Annotated in this window: 16 protein-coding genes and 2 pseudogenes; 5 read left to right on the top strand and 13 right to left on the bottom strand. The window is 69.5% G+C overall.

The features are described 5' to 3' along the window. Positions 1 to 135 precede the first annotated feature (135 nt). The 6 genes from G1H10_RS25605 to G1H10_RS25580 form a co-directional block, all read right to left on the bottom strand. Positions 136 to 1,377, bottom strand: coding sequence for an ABC transporter permease (locus tag G1H10_RS25605; RefSeq protein ID WP_163743296.1), 1,242 nt, complete (start codon positions 1,375 to 1,377; stop codon positions 136 to 138). After that, the gene (locus G1H10_RS25600; protein WP_163743294.1) at positions 1,374 to 2,090 is read right to left on the bottom strand and encodes an ABC transporter ATP-binding protein; all 717 of its coding nucleotides are present in this window, start codon (positions 2,088 to 2,090) and stop codon (positions 1,374 to 1,376) included. Before G1H10_RS25600 ends, G1H10_RS25605 begins: the two co-directional genes overlap by 4 nt. Next, positions 2,087 to 3,271: an efflux RND transporter periplasmic adaptor subunit gene (locus G1H10_RS25595; protein WP_163743292.1), complete on the bottom strand. Its 1,185-nt coding sequence runs from the start codon at positions 3,269 to 3,271 to the stop codon at positions 2,087 to 2,089. The genes G1H10_RS25600 and G1H10_RS25595 overlap by 4 nt, the downstream gene beginning before the upstream one ends. After that, positions 3,268 to 3,897 (bottom strand): hypothetical protein, encoded by a 630-nt coding sequence (locus G1H10_RS25590; protein ID WP_163743290.1) that lies wholly within the window; start codon positions 3,895 to 3,897, stop codon positions 3,268 to 3,270. The genes G1H10_RS25595 and G1H10_RS25590 overlap by 4 nt, the downstream gene beginning before the upstream one ends. A 269-nt stretch (positions 3,898 to 4,166) precedes the next feature. Continuing rightward, positions 4,167 to 5,588, bottom strand: coding sequence for a HAMP domain-containing sensor histidine kinase (locus G1H10_RS25585; protein ID WP_163743288.1), 1,422 nt, complete (start codon positions 5,586 to 5,588; stop codon positions 4,167 to 4,169). After that, positions 5,585 to 6,283: a response regulator transcription factor gene (locus G1H10_RS25580; protein ID WP_163743286.1), complete on the bottom strand. Its 699-nt coding sequence runs from the start codon at positions 6,281 to 6,283 to the stop codon at positions 5,585 to 5,587. Before G1H10_RS25580 ends, G1H10_RS25585 begins: the two co-directional genes overlap by 4 nt. 137 nt (positions 6,284 to 6,420) lie before the next feature. Between G1H10_RS25580 and cmtR the strand changes: the two are divergent. After that, positions 6,421 to 6,759 (top strand): annotated as a pseudogene (gene cmtR / locus G1H10_RS25575) (Cd(II)/Pb(II)-sensing metalloregulatory transcriptional regulator CmtR); the annotation flags it as partial. A 113-nt stretch (positions 6,760 to 6,872) separates the two neighbouring features. Further along, a complete protein-coding gene (locus G1H10_RS25570) occupies positions 6,873 to 7,580 on the top strand; it encodes a cation efflux transmembrane domain-containing protein (RefSeq protein WP_163743282.1) in 708 nt (235 codons plus the stop codon). Positions 7,581 to 7,689: 109 nt separating this feature from the next. Here G1H10_RS25570 and G1H10_RS25565 read toward each other — a convergent pair whose 3' ends face one another. Further along, positions 7,690 to 8,583, bottom strand: a complete 894-nt coding sequence (locus G1H10_RS25565; RefSeq protein ID WP_163743280.1) for a LysR substrate-binding domain-containing protein — start codon at positions 8,581 to 8,583, stop codon at positions 7,690 to 7,692. Between the two features lie 53 nt (positions 8,584 to 8,636). Between G1H10_RS25565 and G1H10_RS33400 the strand changes: the two are divergent. Then, positions 8,637 to 9,935 (top strand): annotated as a pseudogene (locus G1H10_RS33400) (MFS transporter); the annotation flags it as partial. 229 nt (positions 9,936 to 10,164) lie between these two features. On the opposite strand, the gene G1H10_RS33395 reads toward G1H10_RS33400, so the two are convergent. The 4 genes from G1H10_RS33395 to G1H10_RS25540 all read right to left on the bottom strand — a co-directional run bounded on the left by G1H10_RS33395 (position 10,165) and on the right by G1H10_RS25540 (position 13,264). Continuing rightward, the gene (locus G1H10_RS33395; protein ID WP_163743279.1) at positions 10,165 to 10,794 is read right to left on the bottom strand and encodes a YceI family protein; all 630 of its coding nucleotides are present in this window, start codon (positions 10,792 to 10,794) and stop codon (positions 10,165 to 10,167) included. Between the two features lie 254 nt (positions 10,795 to 11,048). Then, entirely contained in the window at positions 11,049 to 11,468 is a 420-nt protein-coding gene (locus tag G1H10_RS25550; RefSeq protein WP_163743277.1) for a nitroreductase family deazaflavin-dependent oxidoreductase, read from the bottom strand. Positions 11,469 to 11,633: 165 nt separating this feature from the next. Beyond that, a complete protein-coding gene (locus G1H10_RS25545; protein WP_163743276.1) occupies positions 11,634 to 12,263 on the bottom strand; it encodes a YceI family protein in 630 nt (209 codons plus the stop codon). Positions 12,264 to 12,448: 185 nt separating this feature from the next. Further along, the gene (locus tag G1H10_RS25540) at positions 12,449 to 13,264 is read right to left on the bottom strand and encodes a class I SAM-dependent methyltransferase (RefSeq protein WP_216853662.1); all 816 of its coding nucleotides are present in this window, start codon (positions 13,262 to 13,264) and stop codon (positions 12,449 to 12,451) included. Positions 13,265 to 13,302: 38 nt separating this feature from the next. On the opposite strand from G1H10_RS25540, the gene G1H10_RS25535 reads away from it, so the two are divergent. After that, entirely contained in the window at positions 13,303 to 13,833 is a 531-nt protein-coding gene (locus tag G1H10_RS25535) for a winged helix-turn-helix transcriptional regulator (protein WP_216853661.1), read from the top strand. On the opposite strand, the gene G1H10_RS25530 is transcribed toward G1H10_RS25535, so the two are convergent. Continuing rightward, a complete protein-coding gene (locus tag G1H10_RS25530; protein ID WP_163743274.1) occupies positions 13,830 to 14,618 on the bottom strand; it encodes an NAD(P)H-binding protein in 789 nt (262 codons plus the stop codon). The two genes, G1H10_RS25535 and G1H10_RS25530, sit on opposite strands and share 4 nt — an antisense overlap. Between G1H10_RS25530 and soxR the strand changes: the two genes are divergently transcribed. Next, the gene (soxR, locus tag G1H10_RS25525; protein WP_163743272.1) at positions 14,546 to 15,028 is read left to right on the top strand and encodes a redox-sensitive transcriptional activator SoxR; all 483 of its coding nucleotides are present in this window, start codon (positions 14,546 to 14,548) and stop codon (positions 15,026 to 15,028) included. The genes G1H10_RS25530 and soxR overlap by 73 nt on opposite strands. On the opposite strand, the gene G1H10_RS25520 is transcribed toward soxR, so the two are convergent. Next, on the bottom strand, positions 14,998 to 15,576 hold the full coding sequence (locus G1H10_RS25520; RefSeq protein ID WP_163743270.1) for a putative glycolipid-binding domain-containing protein: 579 nt from the start codon (positions 15,574 to 15,576) through the stop codon (positions 14,998 to 15,000). The two genes, soxR and G1H10_RS25520, sit on opposite strands and share 31 nt — an antisense overlap. Positions 15,577 to 15,638: the final 62 nt, after the last annotated feature.

The following is a 15,638-nucleotide window of genomic DNA, read 5'->3' as shown; positions in this document are numbered from 1 at the left end:
GGCTGGGGTGTCGGCCAGAAGTGCACTGCTCAGCGGCCCGGAGTATACGCGCGGCGCCAGGGGTTCAGCTCCCGACGGTCTCGACCGGGACGGCCGGACCGGGACGGCCGACCGGGCCGGTCGGACCGGGGCCGCTCAGGCAGCGGAGAGCGCAGCGGTCGGCGGCATCCGGGCCGCTCGAGCCGCCGGGTAGACCCCCGCCAGAGCCCCGACGACGACGGTCGCCCCCGCCGCACCGCCGAGCACCCAGACCGGAAGCGCGAACTGCCACTCCCGGCTGGCCGCGAACACTGCCGTCACCACGCCACCGAGCGCCGCACCGCCGACTCCGCCGAGCCCGGCGAGCAGGATCGACTCGCCCAGGAACTGCCTGCGGATGTGCGGCCGGGTCGCCCCCAGCGCGCGCCGCAGTCCCACCTCGGAGCGACGCTCCAGCACCGCGATCACCATGGTGTTCGCCACCCCGATCCCGCCGACCAGGAGCGCCACCGCGCCCAGCGCCAGCAGCAGCGTGGTCAGCGTCTCGTCGACGGCGGCCTGTGCGGCCAGCGCATCCGACGGCCTGCTCACCGCGACCTCCTCCGGGTTGGACGGGTTCACGGTGGCCGGCAGCAGGCCACGGACGTCCGCGACGTCGTCCTCGGCGGACAGCTCGTAGACCGTCGTCGGCGCGCCGTCGAAGCCGAGCAGCTCGGTGGCGACCGGCCAGCCGACCAGCACCGACATGTCCAGCTCGGGAGCGAGCGGCACCGGATCGAGGACGCCGACGACGGTGAACCAGTGTCCGCCGAGCCAGACGTCGACGCTGCCGTCGGTGCGCGAGATGCCGAGCAGCATGGCGGCATCGCTGCCGAGCACCACAGCCGGGTACTCGGCCAGAGCGGCGTCCAGCCAGCGGCCCGCGGCCACGGTGCCGCTGACCGTGTCCAGCAGCGCGGTGTCCGCGGCGTAGACGGCCAGGGCGTTGGTCCGGTTGGCATCGATCGCCTCGTTGCGATAGACGGCGGCGTCCTCGACGGCGCCGATCGCACTGACCGCCTGCACCCGGTCGATCCGGGCGACCATGCCGACGCTGTTCTCCGGGAGTTTCGGCTCCCCGCCGCGGAACGACGTCCCCGGCGAGACGGTGAGCAGGCCCGTGCCCAGCTCGCGCAGCTGCCGGTTGACCTGCTCCTGGCTGCTTGCCGAGATCCCGACGACGGTCACCATGGCGGCGATGCCGACGGCGATCCCCAGCGCGGACAGCACCGCGCGCAGCGGCCGGGTGCGCAGCCCGGAGAACGCGACCCGGAGCACGTCGGCCGGGCGCATCCGGGACGGAGCCAGTCGGGACTGAGCCAGCCGCGACACGCCGTCGGAGGTGTCTTTGCGTCTCATCGGGCACCACCTGGCGCCGGCGCCGCCGATCGTTCGGCCCGCTCGTCGGCGGAGATCCGTCCGTCCAGAATGTGCAGCTGCCGCGGCAGCTCTCGCGCGACGTCGTGGTCGTGGGTGATGACGACGATCGTCGTGCCGGCGGCGTGCAGTTCGTGCAGGAGTTTGATCACGGCGGCGCCGGATGCCGAGTCCAGCGCGCCGGTCGGTTCGTCGGCGAGCAGCAGCGACGGGCGCCCGGCCAGCGCCCGCGCGACGGCGACCCGCTGGCGTTGCCCACCGGACAGCTCGTGCGGCCGGTGATGGACGCGGTCGGCGAGCCCCACACGCTGCAAGGTCTGCCGAGCGCGAGCCCGCCGCTTGCGTAGCGACAGCCCGGTGTAGAGCAGCCCGTCGGCGACGTTGTCCAGCGCGGAGACGCCGGGTGCGAGGAAGAACTGCTGGAAGACGAAGCCGATCCGGCGCGAACGCAGCGCGGACAGCTGCCGGTCGGACAGCGCCGCGACGTCGTAGCCGTCCACGTGCACGTCGCCGGAGTCGGCGCGGTCCAGCGTGCCGAGGATGTTCAGCATGGTCGACTTCCCGGAGCCGGATGGGCCGACGATCCCCACCATCTCCCCGTACTCGACGTCCAGGCTCACTCCGTCCAGCGCTCGCACCGGCGGTTGGCCGGGGTAGACGCGGCTGACGCCGCTCAGGTGGACCACGGGCGTCATCGTGCCGCCACCCCCACCACGGTGCCTTCGGAGATCCCGTCTCCGGAGACCTCGACCCGGCCGGCGGCGAACAAGCCGGTCTCCACGCCGACGATCGAGGTGGTGCCGTCGTCGGCGACGACCTCGACGCCGTGGCCGCCTTCGGCGAGCGCGAGCAGGGCGTTCACCGGCACGGTCAGGACGTCCTCGCGCTGGTCGACCTCGATCACCACGTCGACGGGCCCGCCCAGGAACGCGTCGTCGACCTCGTCGGCGAGGGTGACCTCCACCGCGGTGAGCGCGTCGTCCTCGGCCGAATCGCCGGAGCCGTCGCCGGACGATCCGCCGTCCCCGCCGTCCCCGCCGCCCCCGCCGGTGCCGGCCGGCTCGACATTGGCCGCGGTCACCGTCCCGGTGACTTCGTCGCCGCTGGGCAGCTCGACCGTGACCTGCGTATCGACGGAGAGCAGGTCCCGCTCGTTGACGTCGATCTCCAGGCTGACCACCTGCTCGGATCCGGTGATGTCCAGCACGGGCGAGCCCGGCGTGAGGGCACCGCCGACGTCGCTGCGCAGGGTGTCCACCCGGGTGGCACGCGGAACGAAGACGACGTCGGTCTGTGCGACGACGCCGGTCTCCTCCACGCCGAGCGCCTCCTGCCAGTCGCGGACGGCCGCGTCGACGCACCAGGTGAACTCGTCCTCCGCGGTGCAGTCGGCGTAGCCGAGTTCGGTCAGGTTGGTGATCAGCTGTTCGACGTCGACACCGACCGAGCCCTGTAACAGGTCCCGGTACATGGGGATGGTGCCGATCAGCGCTGTCACCGGCCGTTCGTTCAACCGGAACAGCTCGTCCCCGCGCTCGACCGTGGTGCCCTGGTCGGCGATCCTGGTGACGATGCCCTCGCCGGCCGTCGTCACCGTGAACGCGGCGCCGTGGCCCAGCGTGCCCTCGAAGCTGCGGATGTCGGCGATCGTCTCGCGGGTGACCTCTGCCGTGTCTACGGGCCCGCTCGTCTCTGCGGCGGCCAGGTCATCGTCATCGCCGTCGTCGGCGTCGAGGTACCAGTAGGTGGCGCCGGCCCCGGCGGCGAGCAGCGCGACGACGCCCGCGCTCAGCCACCACCGCCGTCGTCGTGGCGGTCGCCGTGTAGCCGGCTGCTCGGCGTCGTCGTCGTCCAGATCCGTGGTGTACTCGTTCACCGTGCGGCTCCCGCGCCGTCCTCGCCGCCACCGACGAGGATGCCGCCGCCGTCCAGGTGCTCGGCGCAGTCCTGGGCAGCCTGCTGGAACTCCGCGGACTCGCGCGAGACGCCGTCGGGGATCGACAGCCGCCCGTCGGCGTCCGGGTCCGGCATGTCGATGCCGTGCTCCCGCATACAGTCGACATAGGCGATCAGCGCCTCCGGCTCGGCCAGGTTGTCGCCCATCTGGCCGTCCTCGCCGCCGACGGTGACCCTGCCGTCGGTGCTGTTCAGGTGGTTCTCCGCGCAATCTTCGACGATGGCCTCGGTCTCCGGGTCGTGCATATCCACGCCCGGCGGGCCCTGCAGGCCGGCGCCGCCGCCACCGCTGGGACCCGGATCCTCCACGTCGAGCCCGTTGTCGCGCAGGCACTGATAGAAGTCGAGCACCGGATCCCCGGAGGAGTCGTCTTCGCCGGCACCGGGTTCGTCCTCGGCGGCCGCTCCGTCGTCGTCGCCTGCCGCCGTCTCGTCGTCGTCGCCGCTGCATGCACCGAGCGCGAGCGTGGCGGAGAGGAGCAGCGCGAATGCGGGCAGGCCGCGCGCACCTCGTCGGGCGGGCGTCGTGCATAGTCGTCGTGTCATCGTGATCGTCCTCCGAGACGGTGTGTTTCCAGTGGCGACGGAGCGGCCCTGAGCTGCGGAGTACGCAGCCGGTGGCACTCACTGCACTGGTCACGCATGGCCCAGGGCCCGCCGTCCCTGTCCACACTCCCGGCGGGGTCTAAGACGTCATTAGGCCCTGATTAGGAGCTTGCTGAGAACTGCCCTACGCCCCCGGTCCTAAATGATCATGTGAAGTAGGTTTTCTCGTGCTCCACCATGTCTGCAGACCTCTTGGAGCACGAGAAAACCTACTTCACATGATCATTTAGGCATGGCGGTGGGATGTGGAGGGTGAATATGGCGCCGCCGTCGGCGCGGTTGGCGGCGTGCACGCTCCCGCCGTGCTGCTCCGCGGCTTGGGCGACGATCGCCAGGCCCAGGCCGGAGCCGTGCCGTTCCCGCGCTCCCTCGCCGCGGTAGAACCGCTCGAACAGGTGCGGCAGGTCGTCGTCGCTGATGCCGGGTCCGCGGTCGAGTACCCGGACGCTCAGCCAACCCTCGCGGCTCTCGCAGAGCTCCACCTCGACCGGGCCGTCGCCGTCGCTGACCTGGACGGCGTTGCGGACGAGGTTGGCGATCGCACGCTCCAGCACGGCGGGCCGGACCGTCGCCTCGAAGCTCTCGCCCCGGACCTCGATCGTGGTCTCTGGCTGGACTCGCCGGGTCCGCGCCACCGCACGGTCCACCAGGGCACGGAGATCGGTCTCCAACATCGGCTCCGGTTCGATCTCCCGCCGGGCGAGATCGACCAGCTCGGTCACCAGCTCGGACAGCGCAGCCACTTCGGAGTCCAGGTTGCTCAGCAGATCCTCGCGGTCCATCGTGCTGAGGCGACGGTCCGGGTGCCGGGCGGAGCGGACGAGCATGCCGATGTCGTTGCGCAGCGTCGTCAGCGGTGTGCGCAACTCGTGTCCGGCGTTCTCGACCAGGTGCCGTTGTTCGGTGCGCGCGTCGTCCAGCGCCGCGAGCATGGTGTTGACCGCCTGGGCGAGCCGGGTGACCTCGTCTCGCCGGTGTCCGCCCGTCTCGATCCGGTGCGCCAGGTCCTTGGTGCGGGCGACCTGCTCGGCCGCTTCGGTGAGTGCATTCACCGGGCGCATTCCGGCGCGGACGATCAGCCACCCGAGCCCGCCGGCCGCCGCGATGCCGACGCCCGCGACCCCTGCGAGGAGCCACCCCATGCGCTGCATGGTGCTCTCCACGTTGTCCAGCGGGTAGACCAGACGGAGGAAGAAGTTCTCGCTGGGGGTGTCGACCTGCTCGGCGTAGGCTACGCTCACGATCCGGTAGGTGGTGTCGCCGATCGTCTCCGTGCGCAGGATCGGTTCCGTGGCGCCGCCGCCGAGCAGCTCCAGCTCGTCCGGGCGCAGGTCGATCGGTACGTCACCGGGCGGGATGGACAGCACGGGGTTCCCGTCGGCATCGACCTGTTGGAGCCCGATCGGATCACCCTGCAGCATCCGAAGGGCGCTGGAGGCGCCGGACCCCTCGGTCTCCTCCGGATCCAGCCGCAGCACGCGGTCGCCCGGCGGGGCGCTGTTGAGCAGTCGCTGGTCGACGTCGTCCAGCAACGTGTCCCGGATGAGGAACCAGGTGGCCACCGAGGCGCCCAGAACGGCGAGCGCGACGGCCGTCGAACTCAGCAGGGCGAGGCGGGCTCGTAGCGTCATGGTTCGGGCTCGTCCGTGTCGGCGGCACGGAGCATGTACCCGACGCCGCGGACCGTGTGCAGCATGCGCGGCTCACCACCGGCCTCCAGCTTCTTGCGCACGTACCCGATGTACACGTCCAGCGAGTTCGTCGAACCGGCGAGGTCGGCACCCCAGACACCCTCGTACAACTGGCCCCGGGTGAGAACCTGTTTCGGGTGCCGCATGAGCAGCTCCAGCAGCCCGAACTCGGTGCGAGTCAGCACGAGCCGGCGATCCCCGCGCGTCGCCTGCCAGCTTCGTGGATCCAGCCGGAGATCGCCGACCGTCAGCGGCGCGTCGTCCTCCTCGGCTCCACCTACCCGGCGGAGTATGGCCCGGAGCCGGGCCAGCAACTCTTCATGCGCGAACGGCTTGACGAGGTAGTCGTCGGCGCCGACGTCGAGGCCACGCACCCGGTCTCGCACCGCGTCCCGGGCGGTGAGCATGAGAACCGGTGTGCGATCGCCGCGCATCCGGATCCGGCGGCATACGTCCAGACCGTTCATCCGCGGCAGCATGAGATCCAGCACCAGCGCGTCCGGACGTGCGTCGGCAAGTTTCGCGAGCGCCTCGGTACCGTCTCGGGCGGTAATGACCTGGTAGCCCTCGAAACGCAGCGAGCGCGCCAGCGACTCCAGCAGCGCCGGCTCGTCGTCGACCACAAGCACCCGCACGTGAGAAGTGTGCTGGATGCATTTAAGAAACGTCTGAGAGGAATGTGTGTCGGGCGACTCCGCGCCGACGGCCGAACGTGTCGGCGTCCGAACGGGCAGGGTGTTGTCAGTACATTGGAGGCTGTATAGTTCAGTGCATGCTGACCATTGCTTCGCGTCTCGACGCCATGAACCGGCTCGGGCGGGCGTTGGCCGACCCTACCCGATGCCGCATTCTGCTGGCTCTGCTCGACGGCCCGGCATACCCCGGGCGGCTGGCCGCGGAGCTGGAACTGACCAGGAGCAACGTATCGAACCACCTGACCTGCCTGCGTGGGTGCGGGTTGATCGTCGGGACTCCGCAGGGCAGGCAGATGCGATATGAGATCGCCGACAGGCATCTGGCGCATGCGATCAAGGACCTGCTCGAAATGGTGCTCGCGGTCGATACCGGTGAGCCGTGCGTCGACGACGAGACCCTGCCTGGCGCGGAGACTCTGCCTCGCTCCGAGACACCGGTCGACGACGTGACGTCGCTCGACGACGAGTGCCTGGCCGGCGGCGCCCCGGGCGCAGCGAACAGGGCCGTGGCCGACGAGGTGGCCGCGCCATGACGACGGTCGCGTCGACCGCGGACGGACGCGCGGGCGTGCTGCGTCGCCGGGTGCGGCTGATCGTGGCGGCCACCATCACCTACAACGTCATCGAGGCGGTGATCGCGATCGCCGCCGGGACGGCCGCGTCGTCGGCGGCGCTGGTGGGCTTCGGCCTCGACTCGACCGTGGAGGTGATCTCCGCCGCGGCGATCGCGTGGCAGTTCGCGGCGCGAGATCACGAAACACGGGAACGGACGGCGTTGCGGATCGTGGCGTTCTCCTTCTTCGCGCTGGCGGCATACGTGACGTTCGACGCGACCCGCACCTTCTTCGGCGCGGCGGAGCCGGAACACAGCACCGTCGGGATCGTGCTCGCCGCGGTGAGCCTGCTGGTGATGCCGCTGCTGTCCTGGTTGGAACGGCGCACCGGTCGCCAGCTGGGGTCGGCCAGCGTCATCGCCGACTCCAAGCAGACGCTGATCTGCTCCTACCTCTCCGCGGTGCTGCTCGCCGGGCTGGTGTTGAACTCCACCCTCGACTGGTGGTGGGCGGACCCGATCGCGGCGCTGGCGATCGCCGGGTTCGCCGTCCGCGAGGGGATCGAAGCGTGGCGAGGTGACGCGTGCGCGGCGGGTGCCGGCGCTTTGCTCACGGACCCGGACGCGGAGCTCGACCCGGATTGTGCGGACGGGTGCACCGACGGTTGCTGTGCTGCCCACTGATCCGACGCGGAGCGACGATACCTCCGGCTGACCTTGATCATGATCCGGTTGTGGCCCGCATAGGGGCCACAACCGGCGCATGATCATCATGCGCCGCCGCGGCGGCGGGCTAGCCGGCCGCCGCGGCGGCGGGCGAGCCCGCCGCCGGGCTCGGGTGGGCCCTGATACGCCGGCCGACGATCGCATCGGTGAGCGCCTCGACCGGCTTGCGGGGCGAACGCGGATTGGCCACGAGGGTGATGTCGATATCGCCGAGCTCCGGTAGCCCCAGGGACGCGGGCAGCGCCTCGACGTCGGCGGGGATCAGGCTGGACGGGAAGACGGCGATGCCGATACCGGCCCGCACCGCCGCCAACACGCCGTTCACCTCCAGGGTCTTGCAGGTCACCCGCCAGCTGCGGCCGGCGTCGGAGAGCACGCGCACGGCGGTCGCCCGGCTGAGGCTCTGCGTCGCATACGTGATCAGCGGGATCGGCTCGTCCGGCGAGAGCTGCGTGCCGGGTAGCCCGATCCATACCAGCCGGTCGCGGCGGACCAGGCGTCCCTCGGTCTGTCCCGGCGGTTCTTTGATGAAGATGAGGTCGAGCTGGTTCGCCGCCAGCCGGCGTTGCAGGGCTGCGGTCTGGGTGACGGTGAGCTCCAGGTTCAGCCGCGGATGCAGCTGGCGAAAATCCCGGAGGACGCGGGGCAGCTGGGCGATGGCGAGGTCGTCGGCGGCCCCGAAACGGAGCCGGCCCTGCATGGCGGAGCCGGTGAAGTAACTGATGGCCTCGTCGTGGGCGGCCAGGATGCTGCGCGCGAAACCGGCCATCGCCTGACCGTTGTCGGTGAGCGTGACCGTGCGGGTGTCCCGGCTCAGCAGCTGTCGTCCGGCGCTCTCTTCCAGCCGCCGGATGTGTTGGCTGACGGTCGGCTGGCTGATGCCGAGCCGGGCGGCGGCACCGGTGAAACTCAGCGTCTCCGCGACCGCCAGGAAGGTGCGTAGGTGGAGCGGGTCGAACACGGGTGTCCTCCGTCACATCTTCAGCGGCGGTATGGCGCTTATTCGAAAGCTCAATGACATTTATAGCAGCAATAGTCCGAATGAATCTCAACTGTGGGCCTAGTGTAGAAGACGACGTATCCGTCTCGACCCCGTCAGGAACCGCTGTGACCACGGCTGATGCCGAACCCTGCCCTGCTGAGAAACGACCACGATCCTCATTCCGCGCCACCCTCGTCGCATTCCGGGTCCGCAACTACCGGCTCTACGTCATCTCTCAGGTGATGACCAACAGCTGCGGCTGGATGCAGCGCATCTCCCAGGACTGGTTGATGCTGACGCTCACCGGAGACGTCGCGATGGTGGGCCTCACCGTCGCTCTGCAGTTCCTGCCGATCCTGGCCTTCGGCCTCTTCGGCGGGATCATCGCCGACCGGTACGACAAGCGACGCATCCTGATGATCACCCAGTCGGTGATGGGCCTGGTGGCGCTCACCCTCGGGGTGCTGACGCTCACCGGCGTGGTGCAGCCGTGGCACGTGCTGATGATGGCGGCCATGCTGGGGCTGACCGTCGTCGTCGACAACCCGGCGCGGCAGTCCTTCGTCCCGGAGCTGGTGGGGATGGAGCACCTGCGTTCGGCCATCTCGGTCAACGCCTCCATCTTCCAGCTCGGCGCCCTGGTCGGCCCGATGCTGGCGGCCGTGTCCATCGAGGCCGTCGGTGAAGGGCTCTCGTTCGTCATCAATGCCGTGGCCTGCGCGGCGGCGGTGGTGCTGCTGGTCATGATGCGGCCCGCCGAACTCAAAGCGCCAGCGGTCGTGCGGCGCGCCCGTGGACAGCTCCGCGAAGGCCTGGCGTCGGTGCGCAGCCAACCCCGGCTGCTCTGGCCGACCGTGCTCGTCGGCTTCGTCGCCATCAGCGGTGTCAACCTCGCCACTGTGCTGACGGCCTATGCGGACGACGTCTTCCACTCGGGCGCCGGCGGGTACGGGTTGTTGAGCGCCATGGTGGCGATCGGTGCGATCATCGGGTCGTTGCTGACCAGCCAGCGGCACGCCCGGCTCCGCCAGCTCGTCTGGGGTGCCGCGGCGATCGGAGCGCTGGAGGTGACCGCCGCCACGCTGGGTCACCCGCTGCCGTTCGCCGCCGTCCTGATCGCCATCGGGATGGCCAACCTGATGTATCTCACGTCGAGCAATGCCTTGGTGCAGTCGACCACCGCACCGAACCTGCGCGGTCGGATCATGGCGTTGTACATCGTGGTCCTGCTCGGTGCGCAGGCATTCTCCGGCGTCATGATCGGCAAGGTAGCCTCGGCGTTCGGTCCACAGGTGGCGATGGCGGCCTGCGGCGTGGGTCCGCTGCTCGGTGCTGCTGTGATCGGCCTCGTCCTGGCCAGGCGGGGTCGGCTGCGGGCACGTGTCATCCTGCGCGAGCGGCCGGGACGCGGCTTCGTCTATATCGTCCCGAAGGAGCAGGGACCGGACGTCGCCACGCGACCGGGCTCCCGTGTGGGGCGGGCCGACGGCGGGCTGCTCGGCATGGCGAACGCGGCGGAGTCGCACGAGCGCGAGCGGCTCCGGCGGGCGACCGCGTTCCTCAGACCTCCCGGACGGCTTGCGCGCGGATCTCGAGTTCGATCTTCTGGGACACGAGCCAGCCACCTGCCTCGAGTGCGACGTTCCACGTCATCCCATACTGCTCCCGATCGATCTCGCCCGACGCGCTCAGGGCGAGCCGCTCGCCGCCCCACGGATCTCTCGTGACGCCGTCGATGTTGACCTGCAGTTCGATCGGGTGCGTGATCCCCTTGATGGTGAGATCGCCGATCACCGTGAACCAGCCCGCGCCGCGGCGCCGCCGGACCATGGTGCCGTTGACGATCGCCCATTTGGCCGCCGGGTTGCCGCCGGTGACCTGACGAGAGACGAAGCTGATGGTGGGGAAGGCATCCACGTCGAGAAAGTCCGGACTGCGCAGGTGGGTGTCCCGGTCTGCGGTGCCGGTGGTGATGCTCGCGGTGCCGATCTCCGCGGTCGCCCACGAGTCGAGCGGATCATCCGTGATGTGGACACTTCCCTGGACGGCCTCGAACCGGCCCCGCACCTGAGTGACCATCAGGTGCCGCGCCACGAAGCCGACCGTGGTGTGTTGTGCGTCGACCGTGAAGGCTCCCGGTTCTGGGAGCTCCACGCCGTTCCAGTTGCGTACGCCTAACGGCTCCGCCATGCAATCCCCCGTGCTCGCGTTGCCCGTTCACGATCATCCTGGCCTCGTGGTCGATGGCGGCGAGCCGTTCGGCCTATGGACGATCGTCCTCGCATATGGTACAGGCGAGTACCACGTAACCGGTAACTTGTCCGTTTGCCCAGGTGTGCGCCGATGTGTGGCCCGCTTCCGGGGCCGGACGGCCGTATGACGGCCGCGCGGTCCGCGGACCGCGCGCCACGGGCTACGGTCCGCGGAACGCGCGGAGGGAAGGATCAGCTGGTGCGCTCGAGGGTGACCACCGGGATCACGCGGTCGGTCTTCTTGGTGTACTCCCAGAATCCGGGGATCTGGTCCGCCTGGGACGCGAACAGCCGGTCACGTTCGGGGCCCTCCGCATGTGCGGTCGCCTTCGCCTCGAACGTCTCGGCGCCGACCTCGACCGTGACCGCCGGGTCGGCGAGGAGGTTGGTGTACCAGTTGGGGTTCTTATCGGCGCCGCCGTTCGAGGCGATGATGACGAACCGGTCGCCGTCCCGAGTGTAGACCAACGGCGACGTCAGGCGGCGCCCCGTCTTCGCTCCGGTAACGGTGAGAAGCAGCATCGGAGCGCCTTCGAACTGGCCACCCACCTTCCCGTCATTCGCCCGGAACTCCTCTATGATCTGCTCGTTGAAGCTCTTGGTGTCGGTCATCGGTCGCCTCTCTGGTCGAACTGATCTGGGTGGTAGATCTTCTGTTCGGCCAACGAATTAGCGTGCGCGCCCTATTCCCGTCCCGCCGACGCGATCTGGTGCGGGAGCGTGTGGTGCGGAGAGGGACGGTGCACGTGACCGGAACGGTGCACGTGAAAAGGTGGGTCAGCGGGTGCGCAGCGCTTGCGCCCGGATCTCGATCCGGATCGACTGAGACACCAGCCAGCCCCCGGCCTCGAGTGCGACGTTCCAGGTCATGTCGTACGCTTCCCGGTCGATCTCGCCGACCGCGGTGAGCGCAAGACGTTCGCCGCCCCACGGGTCGCCGGTGACGCCGTCGATCGCCACGTGCAGCGTGACCGGGTGCGTGATCTTCCGGATGGTCAGATCACCCACGACGACGAGCCGTCCCGCACCGCGCCGGCGTCGCACGACGCGTCCGTTGACCATGTCCCATTTGGCGTCCGGATCGCCGCCGACGATCTGCCTCGACGTGTAGGTGATGGTCGGGAACGTGTCCACGTCGAGGAAGTCAGGGCTGCGCAGATGAGCGTCGCGATCTGCCGTCCCGGTGGTGATGCTGGCCGTGGCGATCCGCGCGGTGGCCCGGGTGGCCAGCGGGTCGTCACCGATCTCGATCGTGCCCTCGACATCGTCGAACCTGCCGCGCACCTGCGTCACCATCAAGTGGCGCGCGACGAAGCCCACCGTCGTGTGCTGCGGATCGATCGTGAAGGTGCCTCGTGCCGGGAGTTCGGCACCGTTCCACATGCGGGTGCCGGTCGACTCGGTCATATGCCATCCCCGTATTCGTGCATTCCTGCGGCATGTGTCAAGAATGTCGCAAATATACCTTTACTGCACGCGACGACGCCGGGCCATGTGCGCGGCCCTGGATGTCGCGTACGGGGCATCCAGGGCGGACGCGAGGCGGCGAGTAGGCGATCGGCGGCGCGTCGGCGGGGATCGGCCGCGTGTGCTCAGTTCTTGACGGCGTGTCCGAAATAGGTCACCACGGGACTCTTGCCCGGAGTCAGCGAGAAGTCGACAAGGGGAGGGATCTCGTCGTCGGTGATCCGCCCCTGGCGCCGGCGGAGCACCGACGACGCCAATCCGCGCGCGCTCGCCGGCGTGAACGGACAGATCTCATGACCGCCCAGCCCGTGCCGTGCCAGCACTTCCTCCATCTCTTCCGGAGTGCGCAGGCGGTCGGCGGCGTAGCGGCCGGCCGGCATGATGCGAGTCATCGGCAATGTCTGAAATGCGGCGAGGTAGGTCAGCCTCGCTGGGATGGTTCGGTTCACGGTGTCGTAGATGAGTAGGCCGCCGGTGCGCAGTGCGCGAGAAGCCTGGGCGACGACCGCGTCCAGCTCGGATGTGACCTCGAAGGTGTCGGCATAGAAGGCGAGGTCGAAGGTCTGGCCGCCGAGCCGGAGGTCCTCGGCGGGTGCGGTGCGATGGTCCACCTCCACATCTTCACTCTGCGCGTCCGCGGCAGCGATCTCCGTCGCCGCGGGGGAGGGGTCGACGGCGGTGACCTGGTGGCCCATCGCCGCGAGCCCGCGGGCGAGCAGTCCGCGCCCACTGCCGACCACCAGAGCGCGCTGCGGGTCGGGGCGGCCGAGTCGATCGAGCGTGCGTCTGACGTACTCCAGACGCACGTCTTGGAACGCGACCGCACGGATGTGCCGGCCGTCGATCGCCTCCGGGGCGTCCGAGTCGAGCTCGATACGCAGACTGGGCATGCTGGTGATCACCTCGGCTGATCTGGTGAGTTCCTTCAGGGAACCTATCATGCATGGTTCCCTGGGGGAACTTGTCGTACCCTTCCGGTGTGATCAGGACTCCGCTGGCCGATATGGCCTGTTCCATCGCTCGCTCGGTCGATCTGCTCGGTGACGGATGGACGCTGCTGATCCTCCGCGACGTCGTCGCGGGCGTCACGCGGTTCGACGCGATCGCCCGCGATCTGGGGCTCTCTCGCAAGGTGCTCGCGGCCCGCCTGTCTCGCCTGGTCGACGAGGGTGTGCTCGTCCGTGGCCGGTACCAGGAACATCCGCCACGGGAGGATTACCGGCTCACCGAGAAGGGAAAGGACCTGTATCCGATCCTGCTCGCCCTGATGAGCTGGGGCGACCGCTGGTACGCGGAACCGGGCCGCGAGCCGGTCCGTATTCACCACCGCGGTTGTGGGCGAGACGTCGGCATGCAGGCCGCATGCGGACACTGCGGTGAGCCCCTGACCGTGGACAACACCGACCACCTGCCGGGACCCGGTGGGAAGGTGGGGCCCGGCACGACGGTCATCGGCCCGACGATCGCGGCCCGCGCTGGCTTCGGCGGCGCGCCGGAGCACGAAGGCTAATCCGCCTGCCCTCGGAAGTCGTCGGCGTGATCGATTGCCCACTGCCGAAAGGTCCGCGCCGGTCGGCCGGTGACCTGCTCGACTGTGTCGGTGACCGGCTCCGGGTTGTCGACCATGTCGGCCCACGCGCGCAACGCCGTGTCGACGTAGCCCTCGTCGCCCCACTCGGCGAGCAGCTGCTTCCGCGCGCCGTCGGGAGGCAGCTCCTCCCATCGGACCTCGCGGCCGATCGCTTCCCCGATGATTCGCACCTGCTCCGCCTGCGTGACCACCTCAGGACCGGTCAGCGAGTACGTCCGCCCGGTGTGGCCGTCGTCGAGCAACGCTCGGACGGCGACGTCGGCGATATCCGCCTCATGGATGAGCGAGCGCCCGGCCCCACCGTATGGCCATCGCACGACGCCGTCGGTCCGGATCTGGTCCGCCCAACCGAGCAGGTTGGTGGCGAAACCCCCGCCCCGGAGGAAGGTCCACTCCACTCCCGACCGCTCGATCAGTTCCTCGATCTCGCCCCAGAAGCCGTCGGGTCGCTCGTCGCCGTTCCCGGACATGGCGGACAGGTAGACCACGCGTCGAGCGTGCCGGGCGATCGCCCCGACGGCAGCGGGCGCGGCCTCGGTGGTGAAGAGGGGCCAGAGCAGGAAGACCGCGTCGACGCCGTCGAGCGCGGCATCGAGGGCGTCCGGCTGCGTGAGGTCGCCATGGTGTGGGCATGGCATCCCTCGCTCCGGACGCGGACGTGTTGACCATCGGTGAGCTGTCCGAGCGCAGCGGTGTGCCCGCATCCGCGCTGCGGTTCTATGAGCGGCAGGGCCTGCTCCGCAGCCACCGCACCTCCGGGAACCAGCGCCGGTACCCGCGGGCGACGCTGCGTCAGGTCGCGTTCATCCGCGCCTCACAGAGCGTCGGTATCCCGCTGTCGGATATCGGCGCGGTGCTCGGGTTCCTGCCCGATGATGCGGAGCCCACTCAGGAATTCTGGGAGCGTGCGTCGGCGTGTTGGAAGGACATGCTGAACACGCGGATCAAGCGGCTGGAGCGGATGCGCGATCTGTTCACCGACTGCATCGGTTGCGGCTGCCTCTCCTTCGATCAGTGTGCGCTGATCAACCCCGGGGACAAGCTGGGCCGGCACGGCCCAGGGCCGCGCCGGCTGGTCAACGACTACGCGCCGATCGCCGATGACGCCGGATAGCTGCGGTTCCAGAGGCCGGGGTAATCGATGACGACGCCGTCGGCGTCGACCGGCAGCTCCGCCTCGAACGCGCCGGATCGGAACCCGTAGACGGTGTCCGCATCCGAGTCGAGCCGGGTGTAGCGCTGCTCGGACGTGGTGACGGTCAGGGTGGGCTCGAACCGCACGTAGACCGTGCGGATGTCGGCGGACTCGCCGGGTTGGAGCTGGAGGCGGCGGATCGGCAGGGTGTTGGTGTACGGGGTCAGTGCGATGTCGACATCGACACATCCAGCCAGCTCCGTGCGTTCGCCGCCGCCGGGCTCGCGCCAGCGGCCGTCGTCCCCGCAGAGCAGTGCGACACTCGGGCCGCCATGCACGTCGACGCTCACCCGCCGGGTACGCCATGCGTCGTCGCAGACGACCTCATAAGACACGCGCACCGGCGAACCGTCGTCCAATACGGCGATAACCAGGCCGTCGGCGACAACGCCGGTGCTGTCGCGGCACACCCACAGGTGCTCGGCACCCGGCCATCTGATCGGACTCCACATGATCTGCCTATCCATGATCGCCTCCTCGGTACGGACGTTCGGGCCGTCGTGCGTAACCGGCTAATGACAACGACAGT

This window comes from Phytoactinopolyspora halotolerans, from assembly GCF_010550675.1.
Lineage (GTDB): Bacteria > Actinomycetota > Actinomycetes > Jiangellales > Jiangellaceae > Phytoactinopolyspora > Phytoactinopolyspora halotolerans.
This window is presented reverse-complemented; position numbering and strand designations above follow the sequence as displayed.